We start from the raw sequence: 21,791 nt of genomic DNA, 5'->3' as shown, positions 1-21,791 counted from the left end.
GGGGTTCCGCGGGATGAAGCTGACCGTGGGAGCGGGCCGACCCACGCGCACAGGCGGGCTCGGCTGACCGGGTGCCCTAGTCCGGTTGGCGCTTAGTCGGCGCTACTGGTCGAGCTCTTCGAGGATCTCCCAGTGGCGCTCGTTCATCTTCGACAGTGGCGTCAGCGCCATCGATAGCCCCTCCCCTGATCGCAGCGACGTCTCGACCTCACGGTTGGAGAGGTCGCCCCACAATCCCACGGCAATAGTGATGCGGTCGAGTTCTTCGGGGCTGAACCGCTCGGTGAGGCCGGTGGCGACATCACTGATCGCGTCCGGCGACTCGTCGACAAGAGCCGTGTAGGCCCACAGCGAGAGGTCCGAGCCGGTCGCGAGGATGTCCTCGTAGCGGTGGCCGGATTCGAATCGGTTCGAGCCTGGTTCGTCGAAGTTCACGCGCGCGTCCATCTCGACCTGCACGCCCGCCGCATCGCGGCAACGCTCAATGACCCCGACGATGATGTCGGACTGCCAGTCGTTGAGCGTGTTGTCGGCGATGTGGATGTTGCCCTCGGCGTCACGCGGGAAACCGTCCTCACCGGTCATGTCCCGATACAGTTGCTCGTCTGCCTCGGAGAAGAACGCTTCTCCAATCAGTTCCGTGAGCACGATGTAGTCCGGCGAGTACCTGGTGGCTGTCGCGCCGCACATTTCCACGACGCGGTCACCCACCTCGCCGCGGTGCAGCGCGACTGCGGACGGGAAATCCTCGGCGGGCTTTCCGTCTGCGAAGACGGCCTTGTAATCGTCGTCTTGCTCGACGATACGGGGCGCGAGCACATCGACGGTCAGTCCGACGCGGCGGTCGCTGCCCTCCTGCAACGTGTCAAGAATCTCTTCCACCCGGTCCTGGCCTTGCTCCACCCCCGAAGCCCAGTACTCCTGTTCACCTTCGGCTGGGAAGCCGATGAAGTCGGCGCGGCCGACGGAGACGTTCACGGCATCAACGCCGGCCCGATCTAGGCGCTCACGGATTCCTGGCCAATCAACCTCGTCGGAACTGACTGACTCGTAGCCGATGCCCACCGTAAGGGCCGCGGGTTTAACCCCGCGGCTGGGCTGCTGCATCAAATTGATCAGCAGAAATGCGATCAGCGGAACGGCCGCTGCTATCAGCGCCAGCTTCCAACCCAAGTTGCTCCTCAAACGAGATCACTCCTGTTCGTTCTGGTTTGTTCCACTTCAACTCGGATCGAGTCAGCTCCTGCCACATCGCGTTGAGCATGGTAAACGACATGGCCAGAGAGTAAAACGGCCACAGCGGCAGAGCCCAGATATGGCGAAGGTCGCCCAGCGCGTTGGCGATCACCATGGTGATGATGAGCAGCACGGTCGACAGCACCAGCCCGGATCCGAGCAAGAGGCCCCACGCAGTGAAGTTGGCGTTGGGCAGGGTTACAAGCATTGCGATGAACAGACCAATCTGCAGCACCGGGAAGAACACCATGGTGATCACGGTGAACCACAACAAGCCGGTAAACGCTGGGTTGGAGGGTCTGAACATCAACGGCCAGTAGATCTGCAGGCTTTGCAGCAGCCCACGGGCCCAGCGGGTGCGCTGCTTATATAGCGCCTTGAGGGACGAAGGGGATTCCGCATAGACAAGGGCCTCCGGCGCGAACACAACTCTCCACGGGGTGGTGTGGATGTGCCACGTGAGCTCTAAGTCCTCACCGACCGTGTCTTCTCGCAACGGCCGCCCAGGGGTCGCGCGGGCGACCTCATCCAGGCACGCGCGCCGGAACGCGCCCGAGTTCCCGGAGACCACCGGCACTACCCCGAGCAGGTCGAAGGCGCGTCGCACGAGGCCCGTTCCGACGTGCGTGATCAGAGCGAGGAACCGCGTGAGCACCCGGTTCAAGTTCACGGGACGGTCGTCTCCGCACACAGCGCCGATGTCCTCTGCGTAGAACGCGCGCAGCATGGCAGGAACCGTATCGGGAGTAAAAACAGAGTCAGCGTCGATGAACAGGAGGAATTCGCCCCTGGACTCGCGGTAGCCGTGGTTCAGCGCCGCACCTTTGCCAGCGTTTTCTTGGTAGATGTAGCGCATTTGCGGATGGAGAGACTCCAACTCCTGCGCGATGCGCTGCGTGTCGTCGGAGGAGCCGTCGTCGACAACGATGACCTCGAGGTTCGGGTACCCGGAGCCGACAATCGACGTCACGCACGACCTTAAAACGGTTTCTTCGTTGTACGCCGGAACAACGACGGACACCAAGGGGTTCCGGTCGAGCGCAGTCGGGGTGCCGGCGGCACGCCGTCGCGCCGCCCGGTACTCAAAGAGGAGCGCAAGCGGGACGAACAGAACACGCATGACCAGCAGCGCCATGGTGAACACTAGAAACGCCACGTCACGCTACCTCCTCAAGGAACGCAGCGAGGATCTCCGGGGCGTGCTCCGAATTGGCTCCAAATCGCGCGTTGACCTCCAGCAGTACTGGCCTACCGGCTTCCGTGTAGCGGATATCCATATCCAGCGGACCGGTCAAGCCGATAACGCTGGCGGTTTCGCGAGCGAGGTCAGCGACAGCTTGGTCCGTAGCTCGCTCCACCGCGGCCGCGTTGCCAACCCGGCCTTCCTTCATCGCAGTTTTGTGGAGCACAACGACTTCGGTCTCACCGGTGGTGGGACTGATGAACAACTGGGGGCAGAACTCCTCGCCAGGGGCGAACTCTTGCACGATCAACCCGGGATCGGTGATCTCTGCGAAGCGATCCTGGGTTTCCACAACCTCCACGCCGCGGCCACCGCGGCTCACGCGCGGCTTCACGACAACCGGTAGATGCGGTCGCTGGTCAGCAGCGTACGTCGGGTTCGTCGTCGTCATCACCCAAGCGCAGGTTGCCGTAACGAGACACGAACACGACGATGAGGAAAATGAACACTGCCGAGATGCCGCCGATGTACATCCAGGTCAGGTTCTCCATCAACCAGCCGGAGATCTCTGAGTAGGCTTTCCGGGCTCTGTCGCCGAAGGCAAGAGTCGCGGTGACGAAGGCGATGATGAAGCCCAGCGCCGACCAAAAGATCAGGGGATCTGACTTCAGTTGGCGTTGTCGCGCCATAACGAAGTCCATTTCTGTGGCTTGAAAGAATCGGTAAACCACCTTAGCGGGTTGGAGTACGTTGGCGGGTATGGTTGCACCCCTCCCCCACGACGAACTTGCACGCACCGCCAGGCAGATGAACTTGCCGGGTTTCGGTCTCGAGCAGCAGACCCTCCTGCACAACGCGCACGTACTCGTGATCGGCGCCGGCGGACTTGGGTGCCCCGTCATGCAGACTCTCGCGGCGACCGGCGTGGGTGAAATTACGGTCGTAGACGACGATGTGGTGTCCCTTTCCAACATTCACCGCCAGATCCTCTTCAGCGCTGCCGACGTCGGCCGGAAGAAGGTCGAGGTTGCGGCGGAGCGGCTGCGCGAACTCCAGCCAGGACTCACGGTGCATGCAGTCGATGATCGGCTCCACGAAGGCAATTTCCTCACACATCTCGAGGGCATCGATTTGCTTATCGACGGCTCGGATACTTTCGCGACCAAATTCCTCGCCGCCGACGCCGCAGAAATTTCTGGCACTCCCCTGGTGTGGGGTTCGGTCTTGCGCTACCGGGGAGATGTCGCACTGTGGTGGTCCGGGCCAGGCGCACCCGAAGACGGTGTCGGCATGCGTGACCTCTACCCCTCCCAACCTGACCCAGATTCAGTGCCGGACTGCGCCACCGCCGGTGTGCTTGGCGTGACCACCAGCGTGGTTGGCGGTCTAATGGCCACCGAGGCGGTGAAGTTTCTTGCCGGCATCGGTGAGTCGACGGTGGGCAAGCTGTACATGTACGACGCTCTCACGTCGTCCATCCAGCAGTTCTCCGTTCGCAGGGACCCGGGGCGCGCGTTGGTGTCAGAACTCGGCTCCTACTCCGGTGCATGCGCGGTCCCTGATGCCTCTGATCGGGGGCGTGACCTCATCGATGCACTTGCCCGGGGCGAGGCGTACCCGCTTGATGTGCGCGAACCCCATGAGAAGCTGCTCTCAGACCTCCCCTACCCCGGAGCACATTTGCCCATGAGTCAGCTCGACCAAGCCAGGGAAACCATTGCTGCGCTTCCGCAGGGGGACGTGGTGGTCTACTGCGCCGCAGGGGCGCGCTCGGACCGCTTCGTTGAAGAGTTCGCGGAGCTCGCCGCCCAGCTGGGTATCACGCTGCATTCCCTGCCGGGCGGAACCAACCGCTGGGCCTAATCCAGGGTCGCGAAGTAGTCCTGCACGTGGTAGTAGGACTGCTTTAGACGCGACGGGAACGGCACCTCAACCATGTCCCAGTTCTCCCAGGTGTAGCGCTTCATCGACCCGACGGTAGAGCCAGAGGTCGACGCCGGAAGCGCCTGAACCGGGGTGTCGTATTGGACGTACATGAAGCTCAAGCCGATGTCTTTGAGGAAGTCACTGACACGAATGTCTTCCTTGGTCACGAAATCACCGACGATTTCCTTGCGGCTCGGGTCCTTGAAACTCAACAGCAACCACGGAATTCGAACTTCCACGTGCTTGCGGTCGGCGGACCACGAGTAGTCCGTTAAGGAGTTGAAGTCCTTTGCCTCAGGGTTACCGTTACCCTCTTGGAGGAGACCCGTTTCATAGTCTTCGAATGGGTAAATCTCACCGGTTTCACCGTTACGCATCTGTCCATTCAGCACGTACTTAATCGGCAGGAACACTCCAGAGTTGCGATCAAACATGTAATCGTTGATGTCCATGTAGCCGTAGAGCCAGCCGTAGTAGTACGAGTGCATCTCGTAGTTGGCATCAACCATCACGCGGGACTCGTCATCTTCCAACGAGACGAGGAAGTCAGCCGCGGTGTCACTTGTCGCATTGAGCGAATTGATGTAATTGTTGCCCTGACCTTGGATGGTGTCGATTAACGCCACCGGGTACCCGGTCGACGACGCTGCGTCGTCAAGGTCCATGCGCAGGTACAAATACGCCTCGTCGTGGTCCACGTAGGCCGCCTGGATAGGGTCACCCTTGTCGCCAACGTAGAGCGGGTCGCCCTGCCATTCGTTGACATCCCCGTCTACCTTGATCTTGTCCGGATCAAAGCTGAGCAAGCCGAATTGCTGCTCACTCGTCTGACGGTTCGACCAGTATGGGCGGCGGTCAGGGTTGTCATAATCCATGGTGTTCCACGTGCGCTTGAACCACTCATCCTGCCACGTGAAGATCAGGCCGCCCATGTAATTGGTCTCCAACATGTCCTCAAACATGCGCTGGATGTACTTGCCCTGGTCCTCCTCGCTCACACCACCTTGGTGCATGCCCATTGGGCCGGTGTGGGTACGCCCACGCGATGCCGGCACGCCGAACTCGGCCACCAGCACCGGCATCTCGTGGACTGAACGCAGCTCATCGAGGTACCCGTAATAGGTGTTCTTCTCCCCACGCTGATCAACCGCGTTGAGGTACTTCTTATCCAGGTACAGGAAGTCCGGGTAGTACGGGTACACGTGGTAGGAGGCGAACTGGCCAACCTCGTCCATGATCCCCTTGGTGAAGATGTGGTTCGGGTTGATCTCCGAGATTTCTTCTTTATTGGAGGCGTCGGAGGGGTGATGCAAGATGTCTGTGGTCACCCAGTTGGTAAAGCTCATCGGGCGGATCTCGTTGTAGTTCGAGATCTCGTAATCGGTCACGTACTCCATGTGCGAAGCGATCCAGTACTCCATCGGGTTGGCATCCTTCGTCTCGTAATAGGTGCCGCTGAACTGCCCGACGTCCTGGTGCTTCTGGTTGGTGCCCTGAACCATGAACGGGTCCCACTCGGTACCAATGACCCAGCCGATGACGTAGTCGGAGACATCGGTCGCGTAAACACCGGAAGCGTGTCCCGGAACGTGGTCCACGATCACATTGCCGTGCAACGCGTCGACCACGTGCTCAATCTCTTGACGGAACCCTTGAACCGCCTCTTCGTGGAACGCGTCGGCATCACCAGTGATCCACTCCTCGTTAATCCAAACGCCGTGGAACACGTAAATCTTGTTCTCATGCTCCGCGTTGTACTTGGCTAGCGCGCGATAGAAGCCTGGCGGGTGAAGCGTATACACACGAATGGTGTTCGCGTTCATCTCCGCGATCATCTTGAACCACTCGTAGTATTCGTCTTCGGTGATGCCCGCTTCGCCAGGAAAATGTCCCGGGCTCGCCATACCGAGGTTGACACCCTTGACCAGGGTGGGTTCCCACTGTCCGTCGACATTGATCTCGATGCGGTCGAGGTCATAGTTCATTCGTGCCGGATAGCGGATGTCGCCGTCATTTTCATTAGCGACGGCAGCGAACTCGGCTCCAAGCCCCTCACTGAAGTCAGCGTGAAGCTTCATAGCCTGCGAGATGATCGGAAAGTAGGAGTTCCAGTAGAAAGAGCTCGAGCTGAAGCGGTCAAACACCGAGTAGAGACGTGGCAGACCCTGGAACTGGTAAAACAGCGGAATCGCTTCGGACTGGCTGAAGGTGCCGGCCATGTAGAAACGGTGCGAGGCTCCGTTGCGGTGTTTTGTCACCGCGGGGATCGTCTCCGGGATATCAAGCTCGTCGAACTTGTCTTTGACTTCGTCGCTGAGCGGGATGTCGAAGGTGTAGAGCACATCGGTGCCTTCCGCAGGGGTGACAATGTCGAACCAACCCGAGTACGGCTTGCGTGCGTCTTTGAAACCCTGCTCGCGCCCGGCATCGGTCGTAATGAGGTCAAGCGCGAGGTCATCGTCCTCAGTGTCAATCTCAACGACGTGAGTCACGTTCTCGACGTCGTTATTTAATACGAGTCCGGGGCCACTGAACGTCCAATTGTCGCCGAAGTAGTCGTACACACGATCAGGAATCGCGGAATCATAGTTCTCTAGATTTTCCACGAACAGGCCCGACCACCCGCTGGATTTGACCCCAAGGTCTTGGGCGATTTGGCCCGCGACCGGGCCCGGCTCGGTGTTTTGGATAACGCCGTACTCCGCGAACAGGATGGTTGGGGAGTTTTGGTCAATGTTGACCTTCACGGTGTTCCACTGATCCACCGAAGTGTTGAATCCATCCTCGGTGGTGACGTAGACAGCGTCATACGCCTTGAGCTCATCCATTGTGGAGTCCACGTCCTGGACCGAGGCAACCTTGGAGTTGGCCTTCATGTAGTCGAGTGCGAATGCGGCACCGCTCTGCTTCGGCGTTTCACCGACACGGTTCTCCAACACGAGGGACGTATCGTATGGCGCACTCTTCACCCCCCAAATCAGCACCGGGGTGAAGAAAATTAGGGCAATAAGAGCAATGAAGGAAAACAGCTTCCTCACGAAACAACCTCAGGCTTAGATTCGCTGAAACCCCGACGGTCCATCACACCCCAGTCGCTGCGCTTGGTGAAGAAGCGGTAGAAACCTTCCAACCGCCAGAACAACATGAGGGGTTTGAACCAGAATGCCTCAGTGAATGACAGTCCGAGCACATAAGCCAGCTCTGCAGCATCGGGGTACTTGTCTTGCTGCCAAGAGTGGAGCATCACCGAGATGGTGTTCATTAGACCGGCGTAGATCAGCGAGAGCATTAGAAGGAACAAGGAAAATTCGACAAACACCTGCCCGACGAAGAAACCGGCGATTAGGTAGGCGATGCCGAGCACCTCCACGAACGGGATGAACGCCTCGACCATGATGAAGTACGGAAAGGCAATGACACCGAGGGCCCGGAAGCGAGGGTTGAACCACACCTCCATGTGGGCGGTCAAGCTCTCGAGGAGACCCTGGTGCCACCGCCGGCGTTGGCGGCGAAGCACCTTCAGCGTTTCGGGAGCTTCGGTGTAGCAGATGGCGTCCGGCACGTGCACGATGAGCTTGTTAAGCCTGTGCTTCGTGATGTTCTTCTGCAGACGCACGACGATTTCCATGTCTTCACCGATCACGTTGCGCGCCAGGCCACCGTTCTCGATCAACATGGCCTTGTCGAACACGGAGAACGCGCCTGAGCAGATGAGCATGAGGTTCAGCTCACTGAGTGCAACACGTCCGATCAAAAACGAACGGAAGTACTCGATTGTCTGCATCGCAACGAGAGGGTTCGGCGAGAATTCAATCTGCTTATCGGCCACGCCGTGGTTCACACGGTTCTCATTGATCAGCTCTACGGTGCCGCCGACGGCCGCGACGCGGTCGCCCTCAAGCACGAACGGTCGCATGACCTTTTTCATCGAGTCCTTCTCCAGGACCGAATCACCGTCAACCGTGCAGACGTACTCCATGGTGGAGACGTTGATGCCGCAGTTGAGTGCGTCAGCCTTGCCACCGTTGAGCTTGTTTACCAATTTCAAGTTCGGGAACAAGTTGGAGACATACATGCTTTCAACTTCAGCCGTCTTCAACTTTTGCTCAATCGTGACGTTTTGGACCGGTTTCATCAAGAACTGGTTGATGAGCAAGTCGGCGGTGGCATCGGTGGAACCATCGTTCACCACGATGATTTCAAAGCGCTTGTAGTTGAGGTTCAACAACGACGAAACGTTTTGCACAATGCCTTGCTCTTCATTGAACGCCGGAACCAAGACTGAGACTCCCAGGTTGTAAGCCTCGGTATTGCTCAACAGGTCCATCGTTCGCTCGTATCGACGGTTGCGATTGATCTTGTACACCGCGAAGATCATCATCGCGAAGTAGATCAGAAGCACAACCAACAAGTACGCCGCGAGAAAGTACCCGATCCAGGCAAGAATCCCGTTGATGTTAACCACGGATTTCTCCTCTCCTCCAGACCGGTCGATGTGTAAATCCAGTTCCTAGTTCCCGGGGATTGAGCACATTGCTATCCGCCGACGGCTCCTCAACGTTTCTAGTTGGTTTTTCCTGGGTCCATGGCTCGAGTTCCGATTCCCTCGCTGGTTCAAGCTCAGCAAGCTCAGCCATCGAGTCCGACTGACTCGAACCATCTGTGGGATCCATTGATTCTGCCGAATTGAATGGGGCGAGCGAGGTTTCCCCCTCGAGAATCAGCGACGTGAGAGCGGCCTCGAGATCCGTTTGCGGGCGCAGGGCAGCCACTTCGCTATGTAGAGAAGTCATCTCCAACTGGTTGATAACCAAGAGCGCGTACTGACGGATTGGAACACCGCGCGAATTCAGTTTCGTCGAAAGCTCGGGTGCGAGCACGTCATCCGAAAGCTGACTGACCCTCGAGCGAATGTTGGGATCGTCGTAATTGTTTGCGTAGGACAGGAATATGTCAGTTGTCCATTCCGACTGCTCGGTGTTCGCCAAACGGATGTCGGTCTCTTCGCCGTCGAGGATGGCGCTGACCCAAGTATCGCGAGTCGTCGTCAGGAACTCCGCCTTGCGCTTAGCCTTCTTACGCATCCTCACATTGTTGATCACGAGGTATATGCAGAGGAGAAACAGCAGAAAGAGAAGAACAGTAGCTCCGTATAAGACGTGTGAGGTCTCAAGCAATGATCGTCTCCAGGTAGCGAACCGCTGTCGCAATATCGACCGGAACAATAGGGTAAGAGAACACTGTTGCCTGCGGGAAGCAGCGAACCATTGCGGCACGCTTCTCCGTAAGAATCACAAGTTTGCCACAAGGATCAACAATGTCCTTGTGCGCGAAGAGTTCCATGAAGTTGGCGGTGGACTCGTCAAAGACGATGGCACTGGCCTTCTGGATCGCTTCAGTCGGAACCTCCGAAATGGACCCGTAAGTGCGCATCGACACGTCAGGCATCGCGCGCTGCAGCAGCGGTTCCAGCGTCAGGCTGGTGGTCACCAAAATATTCGTCATCTCCGAGTCTCCCCCTTTTAGAGACTGGCAAGGTTGTAATTTGAATTTAGGAAAGGATAGTTAATTTTTGCTTTTCTAAATGACTAGTTTTAGCCACTTAGAAAAGCTAATTTCTCGAAAAGATCGAAAAGCACGTGTTCAGCTTTTCTGCGACGACCACAGTGTACGGACAAATCATTGATTGGTCTAGCTTCAAAGCGATTTGGTATGCATTATTCGGGAACTACAGACTCGTTTCCAAGTGTTCACGACGCTCTACCACCAGAGATAGAGAATCGAGATCTATATCACTAATCCAGGCCGTCTGCTGATCTCAGTGTTTTCTAAGGTTTGGGCTGGCGGTATCGGTTCACTGGTTTGAGCACTCTCAGGTACGCAAGAAGGCCCCTCTCCGAAGAGAGGGGCCACTCTAGTGTAGTAGCGGGGACAGGATTCGAACCTGCGACCTCTGGGTTATGAGCCCAGCGAGCTACCGAGCTGCTCCACCCCGCGCCGGGTGACTTTTATTTTCACCTGATGCCTTGTTGGCAACGACCATCACTATACGGATGACTCCCCCAGGCGCCAAATCCCCTGGTGATCAGATCTCTCACCAGGGGATTACGGCCGCATCAGGGAGTTTATGTGCGGAGTCAGTCCTGAAGTCGCTGGTAGTCTTCTACAGCCCGGTCGAGAGCGTCGAGGGCGCGTCCGTATTCCTCGAAGGAACCGTCGCGGGCGTCCTCCAAGTTCCGCAGCGCCGTGTTGATGTTCTCCAGCGCCTCATCCCGGTTCGCTGCCCCATCGATCGGCGACTGGCCATCAGTCGTTGCGCCGTCAGAGCCGCTCGCCTCCTCGCTCTCTTCGTTTTGCTCCGGCGATGTCGGAGATGCCATATCAGCCTCCGTACGGGTATCCGGAGCATCCTCGTCCACCACCTCAATGTCCTGGGCTGCGGCGGGGTTGATGCCCACTTGGCTCAGCGCCTGGGAGATCGTCGGCGCATAGCCAACTTGACCGCGGTAGAACACGAGCACGCGCAGCAGCTTCGGGAACGCCGATTCCTGGCCCTTGCGCTGCGAGTAAATCGGCTCGACGTAGAGGATCTCACCGCCGCCAACCGGCAGCGTCAGCAAGTTACCGTTTCGTAGATCGTTTGTGCCCTCCCACAGCGTGCGGTCACGGGCAACCTGATCAGAGGACATCAAAGCATCCTGTGCCTGCTTCGGACCCTGGGTTTGCGTGTTGGTCGGAAGCACACGTACGTGGATTTTGCCGTAGTTCTCGGGATCCGAAGACACAGACATGTGAGCTGACAGGAACTCGCGGTTGAGTCCCCGGAACGGCGTAATCAGCTGGAAGCTCGGGTCCCCGGTCTCGGGGTCGGAGGCAACCACGTAGTACGGCGGCTGGTAGAGCTGTTTACGGTCCTCCGGCGCGGTCGGGTCATTTGGCACGGACCAGAAGGCATCGTTGTTGAAGAACACCCCGGGGTCGTCAACGTGGTAGCGCGCAAGCAGTTCGCGCTGCACCTTGAAGAGGTCCTCCGGATAACGAAGGTGGTCTCGCAGCTGGTCGGAAATGTCGCTTCCCGGCTTCACCGTGTCCGGGAACACGCCCATCCATGCCTTGAGAACCGGGTCCGACTCATCAAAAGCGTAAAGCTCCACCGAGCCGTCGTAGGCATCGACGGTCGCCTTCACCGAGTTGCGGATGTAGCCCAGGTCGTCGGTAATCAGACGCTGGGTTGTGCCGTCAGGGTTCAGGGCATCCTGGGTGGTTTCGGACAACCGTGAACGAGTCGAGTACGGCAGACGCGACAGCGTGGTGTAGCCGTCAACGATCCATTTCACCCGCCCATCGATCACAGCCGGGTAGGTCTTGGAATCCGTAGTCAGCCACGGCGCGACCCGCTCCACGCGCTCGCGCGGATCGCGGTCGTAGAGAATCTTCGATTCCCCGCCGACCCGGTCCGAGAGCACGAGGTTGAGCTCTTGGTACTTCACCGCGTAGGCCAACCGGTTCGCCCAGTTGCCAATGTTGACGCCGCCCTGACCCGTGTAGGTGTACGTGCTTGTGTCTGTGTCGTACTCGACCGCCCCCTGGCCGTTGTCTCCAACGATGGCGTAATCAAGTCCGTCACTCGCCGAGGCGATCACCGGCCCGTAGTAGATCCGCGGCTCGTCAACGCGGATGCCCAGCTCTTCAGCTTGGTCATTTTCGCGAGCAATGGCGTTGGATTGCAGATCGGAAACTGTGAAGATCGGTAGACCACCGCGGGTAGATCCGGCGTCCTGCGCTGCCTCGTCGACGGTGTTGGCTTGCGCCGCGATGAAACCGTTGCCGTGCGTGTACACGGTGTGGCGGTTGATCCAGTCACGCTGGTTCTCGCTCAAGGAGTTCGGGTTGAGCTCGCGGGCAGCGACGACGAAGTCGCGCATCTCCCCATCAACCTCGTAGCGATCCATCGCCAGGGTGTTCGGGAAGCCGTAGAAGTTACGCAGCTGCTGGTTTTGGGTGAAGGTCGGCGAAATGACATCGGGGTCCAACAGACGAATATTCGAGATCGTGGCCGCGTCATCCGCCACTGTGGAGTTGGAGACATTGCCTTGGCCCCAGTTGTCCTCGTATGTCACCGTCGCATCCGTAAGCCCGTAGGCGTACCGGGTGGCCTCGATATTGCGGCCGATGTACTCGTATTCCTTCGCCTGACGGTTCGGCTTCACCGAGAACTGCTCCAGCAGCGCGGGCCACACGTTGCCCACCACCAGAGAAGAAACCAGCATGAGCACGGTTGCGAGCACCGGAACCCGGAAATCCTTGTACACCACCGACACAAAGAACGCGGCAGCCACAAGCACGGCAATGATGGTCAGGATGATCTTCGCCGGCAGCATCGCATTGATCCCGGTGTAGGAGGCACCGGTGAAGATATCGTTGCGGGCGTAAAGCAGGTGGTATCGCTCAATCCAGTAGCTCGCCGCCTTGACCAGCATCCACAGCCCCGCGGTGACCGCAAGCTGTACACGAGCAGACTGCGAAATGTGACCGCGTGCGCCGGTGACGTTGTTACCCACCCGAATGCCGCCAAGCAGGTAGTGGCCGAACAGCGCAATGAGGAATGCTGCAACCAGCAGGACAGACAGCATATCCACGACCGTCGAGACCGCAGGCAGCGTGAAAGCGAAGAAACCAAGGTCCCGGTGGAACTGCGGATCAGTCACGCCGAACTCGCCGCCGTTGAGCCAGAGGAGGAACGTGCGCCAACTACGCTGCCCCGCAAGACCGGAGAACAAGGCTACGACGACCGGTGCCCAGACCAGCAGCGAACGGATGCTCTGCTCCACACTCGCTCGGTGCTGGGCGCCGGGCGAGAACGGATCCATCGACTTAACCTTTGGCCGTCCGCGCCACGCCAACCATGCCGCAATGTACGCAATTGCCCCGCCGATTGCGGCGAACAGCACGAACAGCACCACCCGGCTCAGGATGACGGTGTTGAATACTCCGCGGTAGTCGAGCTCGCCAAACCACAGGAAGTCTGTGTAAAGACCGACAATCAGGGGCAGTAGGAACAACACCGCGGCGATGATGCCGATGGTTGTCCACAACCCAGCATTCGGTTTCTTCGCGTTTGGCCTTGGCTTATTCACGCGGGTAGCCAATCCTTCTCCTTATATATGTGCGAGCGCGTACTAGGCTTCTAGCTTAAATTGTCCAACGACCCAGACGTAAGAAGGGTTCCCGTGCTGCACCAACAGGCATTGAACAAGGCGATGATGGAGGCGGTCGAGTTCGTCCATGCCGAGGGCTGGGACCAGCCTCCGACATTGTTCGGGCTCGTCCCCACAGAGCTCCTCGTTGATCAGTTGGGGGAGCTCGATTTGCTTGACGACGGTGGCGCCTCCAGCCCCCTGACGCTTGTGGTGCAAGACTTGCCGGAATCCATCGATGCTGGGTCCGATGAACTAGCGGACTACGTGGCGCGGGTCGCCTGGCCGCAGACGGTAGAGGGCGTAATTCTGGCGCAGGAGATTATCTTCCGCGACACTGCCGAAGACGTCGACTCCTCCCCGCGCCCAGCCCGGCTCTTCTCAGGCGTGTTGCGCGACGACGACATCGAGCAGACGCTGCTGCAGATCCGCCCTACCGAGGACGAGCTTGAAGAGCGCGGTCTCTTCGCCCAGGACGACATTGAATTGCGAGGCGGGCCCGGTGTCGCGCCGGTGGTGATTGCGGCATTGCGCCATAGTCTTGCCCAAGACCCAGATGAACTGCTTTAAAATAATGGCTGTTTGGTAATCGATTCCAAGGAGCTCTCGGTGGCCCGTATTTCCCGCGCCGTTACCGCTGCGGCAACTATTGCGCTCGCAGCCAGCCTCACTGCATGTGGCGACAAGGCGACCGAGCAGACCGAGACCGCGACTCCGACGCCGGAGGCGACAGCGACGTCAGTTGATTCTTCGTCGGCGGAGGTGACGGAAGCAACCGAAACAGTGTCGGATGAGTCGGAGGCGTCATCCGAGCCGTCGATAAGCAAAAGCTCTTCTGCTGCCCGGACCACTGTGGCTGAGGAGCGCAAGCTTGTGGCCGAGGTTGCTGAGCGCTTCTCAACGCTGGCCCCGGCGACGCTGTTCAGCCAGTTTGAATCTTGCAGCGCTACCGGGATGACGGGATCCTTCGACTGCTCCGGCTCGGAGATTGGGCAGTTCCAGTTCTTTGACTCGGAAGCAAAGGCGGCGTCAACGACCCAGCTGCTGACGGAGCTGCGATCCTCGCGCATCGTTGAGGACAAGGGCGACCGCGTTGTTGGGTGGTCAGTGCTGGGCACCTCTGCGATTATCACCGTGGTCGACAACACCAAGGGCCAGGTCATGCAACAGCTGATCTCAACCGACCAGGACGATCCGCGCCAGCGCATTTACGAGCTGGGCCTGGCCGATCAGGTCAATGAGGTGAAAACCCCGGGTGCGACGCCGCGCGCGGTTGAGACCTTGTCGGCGACGCCGTAGGCGCTACTTGCAGGTAGCGACTTCGCGCCCGGCGGCGTAATCATCCATCGCTTTGACTGCTTCATCGAGGTTGGCAACAGCGGCGACGACCATGTCCCCGGTCTCGACACCAGCGGCTTCCGCACAGTTTCCCGCGGGCGCGAGGAAGAGCTCCATCCCGGCATCACGGGCGCCAGTGATCTTGTGGGAAATGCCGCCGATGGGGCCGACTTCCCCAGCCTCGTTGATGGTGCCTGTGCCCGCGACGGTTTTGCCGCCGGTGAGCTCGCCCGGGGAAAGTTTGTCAATCACCGCGAGTGCGAAGATCATGCCGGCACTCGGACCGCCCACATCTTGCAAGTTGTAGGTGACATCGACGCCGTCGGCCGGCTCAGAGGACATGAGGATTCCGAGCAACGCCACATTTTCATCCCGCTCATCTTTGCCTAGGGCAATCCGCTCTTGACGTTCCGCTCCCCCACGCAGCGCGGTGATCTCGACCTCGTCGCCTGGGTGTTTAGCCCGCACGATGTCCTGCACGTCACTTGGCTTAGTGATCTCGGTGCCATCGACCGCGACTAGCGCATCGCCGGGTTCGAGATGGCCCGAGGCTGCGGCACCGTCCACGACGTCATGGACCACGACCCTGGTCGGGCGGCCGAGGTAGTGCATGGCGGCAACGGTTGCGGACGCCTCCGAGGCGACGAACGCCTGCTGATTGAACTCCTGGACTTCCTCGCGGCTCATATCCCGAGGCATGATCTGCTCCACCGGCACGAACGTGTCATCCGTGGTAATCCACCGGCCGATCGCCTGCGGAAGGGTCATGTTGGTACGCACCGAGACCGTGGTCATGTTCAGTGCTCCGGACGTGGCGTCGAGGTCGGCGCCGTCGATACGCACCACCGGCTCGCCCGAGACCTCGCTGAGCGTGTCAAACAAAGGGCCAGGCCCCTGCGCAGCATAGGGCACCGCCAACGAAATGTCGGTGCCGGGGATGTGGTCGAACGTGAGAACGCCAGCCAAAAGCGCAACCGGAATCGCACCCCAGACCACAGTGGACCAGCGCTTTGTACGCACCCGGTCTTCCTCGATGTCGTCCTCGATTTCACGCCCAGCAGCTTTCACGCTGAGCAAGCTTAGACCAGCAACCCCACCCTCCCCGAACAGCCGAGCTACAAATGCCGAGAGCGAACACGGCGAAATGCCACCTTGCAGACGGTGCTTTTCGCACCTGAGCGTCTGTAGTGTGGCCTGTATGAGCAACGGATTCGGATTCTCCTTCCCTAACGACGACCGGGATGACAACGACGATCGTCGCGGCGATGACGGCCGAGGTGACGGCAACGAACGCGGCAACCACGGCGATTCCAACAACCCGTTTGCCGCGTTCGGCTTTGGCGGTTTCGGCGGCCAGCAGAACTTCCGCTTTGAAGCCGGAGAAGGTGGCCTGGGTGACATATTGAACCAGTTCGGCCAAATGCTTTCCGGTGTCGGGTCTTCGATGAATTCTCAAGGCAGCGAGGATGCCGTCAACTTCGACATGGCGCTGCGGGTGGCGCGCCAGCGCGTGGGCAACCCGCGCGAAATCTCCAGCAGCGACGCGAAAGCTGTTGAGGAGTCGGTAAAGCTCGCAGATCTGTGGCTCAACGAGACCACCAGCCTGCCGGCCTCCGGCGCGACTGCCCAGGCATGGAACCCGAGCGAGTGGCTCACGCAGACCATGCCCATGTGGAAGCGGTTGGTGAATCCGGTGGCTGACCAGATGAACCGCGCGCAGATGGACACGATGCCGGCGGAAGCACGAGAGATGCTCGGGCCGATGGCATCGATGATGCGGCAGATGAACTCGATGCAGTTCGGTATGAAGCTCGGCCACGCGCTCGGCGATCTTGCCCAGCAGGCGCTGACCGGCACTGATTTCGGCCTGCCCGTAGCGCCGCACGGCGTTACCGCTCTCCTGCCGGGCAATGTGTCGGAGATCGCCAACGGTCTCGAGGTGCCGGGCCAGGAAGTCATTGTCTACATCGCAGCTCGCGAAGCGGCGCGTCAGCGCCTGTTCCAGCACGTGCCGTGGCTGGTCGAGCGGCTGGTTGCGGCGGTTGAGGAGTATGCGGCCGGGTTGCAGATTGATACCTCCCACATCGAGGAGCTCGCCCGCAACCTCAACCTTGAATCTGGGGACCCGCAGCAGATCCAGGAAGCATTGCAGTCACTACAGGGTGAAGATCTCTCCCCACGTGTGGGTTCTCGTAACGCGACCGCGACGGAGCGGCTTGAAACCCTCCTCGCGCTGGTGGAGGGCTGGGTAGATGTGGTGGTAGCCGATGCGCTCAACGAACGCATCCCGTCCGCCGACCAGCTCGCCGAGGCGTGGGCGCGCCGTCGCGCTACCGGCGGTTCCGCCGAGCAGGCGTTTGCCAACGTGGTGGGCATCGAGCTGTCTGCACCGCGCGTGCGCGAAGCAGCGAACCTATGGCGCCGCGCCGAGAACGCCGTGGGCATTGAGCGCCGCGATCAGGTGTGGGATCACCCCGACTTCTTGCCTACCGCTGAGCACTTGGCCAACCCTGCCGCGTTCATTGACACCCTGCTCGATGACGCACCGGACACCGATTTCGACGCGGAGTTTGCCAAGCTCGAAGAAGAAATTCGCAACAACCCCGAGGTCAAGCGTGAAAACGGCGATGGCAAGGACGACGGGCGCGACGACGGCACCGAACTTTAGCCGCTGAATCTCTGGCCGCTGGTCTGCTCGCTACCGAAGCGCTGATACGCCTCAAGGTAGCCCTTCGCCCGTTCAGCTCGCGGAGCCCGGTCCGCCCACCGCCAGAATTCGCCGCTATGCCCCGGGATGAACGTGTGCACCAGTTCGTGCACGATTACCGCGTCGAGGACGTAATCAGGCACCTGCGCCAGCCGGTCGCTGATGCGAATGTCGCCGGTGCCGGTGGTACAGGACCCCCACCTGGTGTTTTGGTTACTCACCCAACGAATCGAGCGCCACTTCGCGTTGCCATCCAGCAAATTCGCATTCAGCGTCTCCGCGCGGGCAAGCAAATCTGCATCGGTGCGAGGCGTGGGGGATTTCTTCGCCAACTTCGCCAGCATCTCTTCTACGGCTGTGCGTTCCTGCGCCTTAGTCATGCGCGCCGGAATACGGATCTCCGCCACCCCGTTGACTATCCGCGCCTGCACGGTGCGCTTGCGCCTCGCGGAGCGAATAACGGTGTAGGGAATTTCGGTGCCGGGCATCGGCCAAGATTGTAAGCTGAATGCAGACACTTCGGGGGGTGGTCTCATTGGCGCGCAGTTTCAAAAGCGCCACACCGGTGCGCCTTGCGCCGGGAGTGAGCGTGTTCGTGCGAGCTCCGCACACGCTGCAGTTCGGACTGGATGCGACACGCACCGGCATCATCGAAACCCCTTACGCCACGGAGCTTGCTCAGCTTATCGACGGCACCTTTGAGCCCATATCCCTTCACCATCTGACCAGGTCATTGCAAAGCCGCATCCGCGCCGCCTCGGGCACGGCCGAAAGCCTCATCGCCGATCTACTCTCCTACCGAATTTTCGTGCCGGTGATCGATCTCCCGGTCTTGGTGATTGGCAAGTCGCCGCTGGCCGCAGAATTGAAGTCCCAATTGGCTTCCAGTGGCATCCAAGTTCGCGTGCCCTTGACACCCGAGACTGAGCCCGACTTTGTTGTCGCCTCGGACCAGTCCGCGCCATTAGTATTGGTCGACCAGCTTCCGCACGCCACGCAGTTTGCGCAACTGGTGAAATACCGCACCGGACCCACGGTTGCGGTGTCACTCTTCGACTCGCGCGTCCTCATCGGGCCGCTGCGAACTAGCGCCACCGACCCGTGCCAAGCGTGCGTGCAGCAGCACCTGCGAGACCAGGACGCTGGCTGGGACACGGCGGCCACGCACGTGCCGCAGGGACCGCGCTCCCCCGACCCGGTGTTGGTGCGCGCTGGAGGTGCTGCTGCGGCGGTGTTCATCCGCCGGGTTGCCGGTGTGCCAGACCCGCCGGGGGTGTCCGCGCCGCACCCGGTGCCCGGCGAGTTCCATGTCGCGGACCCATTCGGACCCGTACCGCTGGCCGTGCATCAACTGCAACGGCACCCCGATTGTCCAGTGTGTTTCTAGTTGTCTTCGCGGTAGTCGTCGAGCACCCGCAACACGTCGGCCCCATAGTTTTCCACCTTGACGGGACCGACGCCGGAAACGTCGAGAAGCGATGGCTCATCGGCGGGCATGGCCTCCGCGATGGCGAGCAGCGTCGCATCCGAGAACACGAGATACGCGGGCTGGCCTGCGGCGCGGGAAACCTCGAGGCGCCAGCGCTTCAGTGCCCCGAACGCCGCTTCGTCGTAATCCGGTTCGCAGTCCGCATGGCGGCCCAGCGTCTTCTCCGCCGGAGTGTCGAGCGGGTTCCCGCAAACTCGGCATCGCCGGTTGCGCTTCAGGCGCTGCGGGGTGTTCTCCACCTCGAGTTCCGGGACCAGTCCATCGAGGAACCGGGAACGCGAGCGAGACTTGTGGCCGCCCTCTTGACGCGCCAACGACCATGACAGTTGCAAATGTGTGCGGGCTCGAGTGATGCCGACGTAGAACAAGCGGCGCTCTTCTTCGACCTGGTCTTCGCCGGCTTTGATCGCGTGCGAGATGGGCAGGGTGTTTTCCACCAGCCCGACAAGAAACACCGCGTCCCACTCGAGGCCTTTCGCTGCATGCAAGCTCGCCAGCGTCACCCCGTCGACTGCCGGAGGCTGCTTCGCCTCCGCACGCTGCCGCAGCGAGACCAGTACCTGCGGCAAATGCGCGGCCTCCTGCGACTGCACGATGTCTTCGATGAGATCAACGAGCGCACGCAGTGCTTGCCACCGCTCACGAGCCTGGGCACCCTCCGGCTCCGTGGGCGTCAATCCGATCGTGGCGAAAGCGGCCCGGGCGACTGCTACCGGATCGTCAGGCAGGTCGGTGCGGTTCGCTGCCGCAGTCAGCTGGCGAAGCGCCTCTTTGATCTCCCCGCGCTGGAAGAAGCCCTCGCCACCGCGGACTTGGTACAAGATGCCCGCGTCGGCGAGCGCAGCTTCGAACGCCGCGGATTGGGCGTTGATGCGATACAGCACGGCGATCTCCCGCGCCGGCACGCCGTCGTCAAGCAATCTGCGAATTGCGGTGGCAACTTCGCGCGCCTCGGTCGGTTCGTCATCGTATGCATGAAACGTCGGCTGCGGGCCGGGCTCACGCATACCGATGAGCTCGAGTTTCGGCCCGACAGTATTCCCCTGCGCCTTCCCAATCACTGTGTTCGCAAGCTCAGTGACCTGCGGCGTCGAACGGTAGTCGCGCTGCAATTTCACCACCGTGGCGTGCGCGTAGGTGCGCGAGAAGTTGAGCAGGTACTCCGGGGTCGCCCCGGTGAACGAGTAGATGGTCTGGTTCACGTCGCCGACCACAGTCAGATCATCGCGGTCCCCAAGCCAACCTTCCAGGACCCGCTGCTGCAACGGAGTGACATCCTGGTACTCATCCACCACGAACGACTGGTACTGCGAGCGGAACTCCTCCGCCACTGCGGGCGCGTTCTCGAGCGCGGCGGCGACATGGAGCAACAGATCGTCGAAGTCGAGCAGCATGCCCTCGGGGCTGCGCTTGCCTTCTTCATACAACCGGTAAACCTGGGCGACTTTCGACGGGTCGGTGGGAGGCGTATGCCCGCTACCCGCAATACGCTGGACATAGTCGTCGTGGCCGATCACGTTCGCCTTCGCCCACTCGATTTCCCCGAGGAGGTCGCGCACCATGTCCTTGCCGGAATCTACTCCCGCGGCGCGTGCAGCGCGGCCAACTAGAGGAAACTTGTTGTCCAGCATGCGCCACGGCAAGTCGCCTGCGATCTGCGGCCAGAAATAGGCCAGCTGGCGGCGCGCAGCCGCGTGGAATGTCCTCGCCTGCACACCGCCGATGCCCATGACGCGCAAGCGGTCACGCATCTCGCCGGCCGCGCGCTGCGTGAACGTCACCGCGAGCACTTTGTTCGGCGCCACCATGCCCTGGTCGATCAGGTTCGCGATGCGGTACGTGATCGTCCTGGTTTTACCGGTGCCCGCACCCGCCAGAATGCACACCGGTCCGCGGGGGGCGGTCGCTGCAACCAGCTGGTCTTGGTCGAGCACGCTCAGATCAATGGCCACAGTTGCCACCTTCGAACTCACCGCTGAACTCACCGCTGAACTCACCGCGCGCCCACCGTTCGATGAGGCTGCGTGCAATGCTGCCCTTTGGTGCCAAGGAGATTTGTGGCAGCTCATCCCGGCTTGCCCAGATGACGGAACTGAGCTCACCGTCCAGCTCACCACGCGGCTCCCGATCGTCGGTTCGCGCACTGAACCCCAGCATGAGCGAGCTGCTGAGCGACCACGGCTGGGACCCGACATACGTGACGTCGTAAATCGCGCGCCCGGTTTCCTCCCACACCTCACGCTCGAATGCACGCTCGATGGTTTCGCCGACTTCGACGTAGCCAGCGATGCAGGTGTGGTAGCCGGGACGGCGGGCATTTTCACCGAGCAGGATCTCGGTGCCATCAGCGTTTTGCACCACTCCGATAACGCATGGGTCGATCCGGGGGAACACCATCCCTCCCGCCTCGCTGCGGGCCACAGCACCTGAGACATCCCAGGTCAGCGGAGAGCCGTCCGTGGGGTCGAAGCGCAGCGTCTCTTGGGCGCGCAGCAATGCGACAGCATGGGCGACGAGGGGATGGTCGGCGTGGGAACGCGCATCCCCCACGTCTGCACTCAGCTCTGAGGCGAGCGCGTCAGTCAACCGCGCTGCTGTCACGCCGCCCGGGAGCTCGGCGGTGGTGGAAATGGCGTGCAAGGGGGCGTCGACAAGCAATGGCTCCTTATCGGGCCCGAGTGGGAAAGAATTGTGCGAATCGATGAGTAAAAACAT

At 60.4% G+C, this 21,791-nt stretch carries 18 protein-coding genes and 1 tRNA gene; 5 read left to right on the top strand and 14 right to left on the bottom strand.

Going from position 1 to position 21,791, the window contains the following annotated elements; genetic code table 11:
• Window positions 1-102: 102 nt before the first annotated feature.
• The 4 genes from CGLAUT_RS03065 to CGLAUT_RS03050 are packed head-to-tail and all read right to left on the bottom strand — an operon-like array spanning window position 103 to window position 3,108.
• The gene (locus tag CGLAUT_RS03065) at window positions 103-1,107 is read right to left on the bottom strand and encodes a hypothetical protein (RefSeq protein WP_290186212.1); all 1,005 of its coding nucleotides are present in this window, start codon (window positions 1,105-1,107) and stop codon (window positions 103-105) included.
• A complete protein-coding gene (locus tag CGLAUT_RS03060; RefSeq protein ID WP_290186210.1) occupies window positions 1,082-2,392 on the bottom strand; it encodes a glycosyltransferase family 2 protein in 1,311 nt (436 codons plus the stop codon). Before CGLAUT_RS03060 ends, CGLAUT_RS03065 begins: the two co-directional genes overlap by 26 nt.
• A gap of 1 nt (window position 2,393) precedes the next feature.
• Window positions 2,394-2,870 (bottom strand): ATP-grasp domain-containing protein, encoded by a 477-nt coding sequence (locus CGLAUT_RS03055; protein WP_290186208.1) that lies wholly within the window; start codon window positions 2,868-2,870, stop codon window positions 2,394-2,396.
• Window positions 2,839-3,108: a BCCT family transporter gene (locus tag CGLAUT_RS03050; RefSeq protein ID WP_425551695.1), complete on the bottom strand. Its 270-nt coding sequence runs from the start codon at window positions 3,106-3,108 to the stop codon at window positions 2,839-2,841. The genes CGLAUT_RS03055 and CGLAUT_RS03050 overlap by 32 nt, the downstream gene beginning before the upstream one ends.
• A 70-nt stretch (window positions 3,109-3,178) precedes the next feature.
• On the opposite strand from CGLAUT_RS03050, the gene CGLAUT_RS03045 reads away from it, so the two are divergent.
• Window positions 3,179-4,282, top strand: coding sequence for a ThiF family adenylyltransferase (locus CGLAUT_RS03045; protein ID WP_290186206.1), 1,104 nt, complete (start codon window positions 3,179-3,181; stop codon window positions 4,280-4,282).
• On the opposite strand, the gene CGLAUT_RS03040 is transcribed toward CGLAUT_RS03045, so the two are convergent.
• From CGLAUT_RS03040 to CGLAUT_RS03015, 6 genes are all read right to left on the bottom strand, one after another.
• Window positions 4,279-7,284: a glycoside hydrolase family 2 protein gene (locus tag CGLAUT_RS03040; protein WP_290186205.1), complete on the bottom strand. Its 3,006-nt coding sequence runs from the start codon at window positions 7,282-7,284 to the stop codon at window positions 4,279-4,281. The genes CGLAUT_RS03045 and CGLAUT_RS03040 overlap by 4 nt on opposite strands.
• 95 nt (window positions 7,285-7,379) lie before the next feature.
• Window positions 7,380-8,810 (bottom strand): glycosyltransferase family 2 protein, encoded by a 1,431-nt coding sequence (locus CGLAUT_RS03035; protein WP_095659415.1) that lies wholly within the window; start codon window positions 8,808-8,810, stop codon window positions 7,380-7,382.
• Window positions 8,803-9,429, bottom strand: a complete 627-nt coding sequence (locus tag CGLAUT_RS03030; RefSeq protein ID WP_290186202.1) for a hypothetical protein — start codon at window positions 9,427-9,429, stop codon at window positions 8,803-8,805. The genes CGLAUT_RS03035 and CGLAUT_RS03030 overlap by 8 nt, the downstream gene beginning before the upstream one ends.
• An 85-nt stretch (window positions 9,430-9,514) precedes the next feature.
• Entirely contained in the window at window positions 9,515-9,850 is a 336-nt protein-coding gene (locus tag CGLAUT_RS03025) for a hypothetical protein (RefSeq protein ID WP_290186200.1), read from the bottom strand.
• Window positions 9,851-10,268: 418 nt separating this feature from the next.
• Window positions 10,269-10,342, bottom strand: a tRNA-Met gene (locus CGLAUT_RS03020).
• 140 nt (window positions 10,343-10,482) lie between these two features.
• On the bottom strand, window positions 10,483-13,440 hold the full coding sequence (locus CGLAUT_RS03015; RefSeq protein WP_435383837.1) for a UPF0182 family protein: 2,958 nt from the start codon (window positions 13,438-13,440) through the stop codon (window positions 10,483-10,485).
• 165 nt (window positions 13,441-13,605) lie between these two features.
• On the opposite strand from CGLAUT_RS03015, the gene CGLAUT_RS03010 reads away from it, so the two are divergent.
• Both CGLAUT_RS03010 and CGLAUT_RS03005 read left to right on the top strand, forming a co-directional pair.
• Window positions 13,606-14,112, top strand: coding sequence for a PPA1309 family protein (locus tag CGLAUT_RS03010; RefSeq protein ID WP_198305064.1), 507 nt, complete (start codon window positions 13,606-13,608; stop codon window positions 14,110-14,112).
• 39 nt (window positions 14,113-14,151) lie between these two features.
• Window positions 14,152-14,841 (top strand): hypothetical protein, encoded by a 690-nt coding sequence (locus CGLAUT_RS03005; protein ID WP_290186197.1) that lies wholly within the window; start codon window positions 14,152-14,154, stop codon window positions 14,839-14,841.
• Between the two features lie 3 nt (window positions 14,842-14,844).
• Here the strand turns inward: CGLAUT_RS03005 and CGLAUT_RS03000 are convergent, their stop codons facing one another.
• Window positions 14,845-15,948 (bottom strand): YlbL family protein, encoded by a 1,104-nt coding sequence (locus CGLAUT_RS03000; protein WP_290186196.1) that lies wholly within the window; start codon window positions 15,946-15,948, stop codon window positions 14,845-14,847.
• 130 nt (window positions 15,949-16,078) lie between these two features.
• Here CGLAUT_RS03000 and CGLAUT_RS02995 point away from each other — a divergent pair, with 130 nt between their 5' ends.
• Window positions 16,079-17,548 (top strand): zinc-dependent metalloprotease, encoded by a 1,470-nt coding sequence (locus CGLAUT_RS02995; RefSeq protein WP_290186194.1) that lies wholly within the window; start codon window positions 16,079-16,081, stop codon window positions 17,546-17,548.
• On the opposite strand, the gene CGLAUT_RS02990 is transcribed toward CGLAUT_RS02995, so the two are convergent.
• Window positions 17,545-18,075, bottom strand: coding sequence for a M48 metallopeptidase family protein (locus CGLAUT_RS02990; protein WP_095659409.1), 531 nt, complete (start codon window positions 18,073-18,075; stop codon window positions 17,545-17,547). The two genes, CGLAUT_RS02995 and CGLAUT_RS02990, sit on opposite strands and share 4 nt — an antisense overlap.
• Before the next feature lie 47 nt (window positions 18,076-18,122).
• On the opposite strand from CGLAUT_RS02990, the gene CGLAUT_RS02985 reads away from it, so the two are divergent.
• Window positions 18,123-18,974, top strand: coding sequence for a hypothetical protein (locus tag CGLAUT_RS02985; protein WP_157731244.1), 852 nt, complete (start codon window positions 18,123-18,125; stop codon window positions 18,972-18,974).
• On the opposite strand, the gene CGLAUT_RS02980 is transcribed toward CGLAUT_RS02985, so the two are convergent.
• Window positions 18,971-21,028: an ATP-dependent DNA helicase UvrD2 gene (locus CGLAUT_RS02980; RefSeq protein ID WP_269768549.1), complete on the bottom strand. Its 2,058-nt coding sequence runs from the start codon at window positions 21,026-21,028 to the stop codon at window positions 18,971-18,973. The genes CGLAUT_RS02985 and CGLAUT_RS02980 overlap by 4 nt on opposite strands.
• A complete protein-coding gene (locus tag CGLAUT_RS02975) occupies window positions 21,018-21,791 on the bottom strand; it encodes an NAD(+) diphosphatase (RefSeq protein WP_157731243.1) in 774 nt (257 codons plus the stop codon). The genes CGLAUT_RS02980 and CGLAUT_RS02975 overlap by 11 nt, the downstream gene beginning before the upstream one ends.

It is taken from the genome of Corynebacterium glaucum, assembly GCF_030408855.1.
Lineage (GTDB): Bacteria > Actinomycetota > Actinomycetes > Mycobacteriales > Mycobacteriaceae > Corynebacterium > Corynebacterium glaucum.
This window is presented reverse-complemented; position numbering and strand designations above follow the sequence as displayed.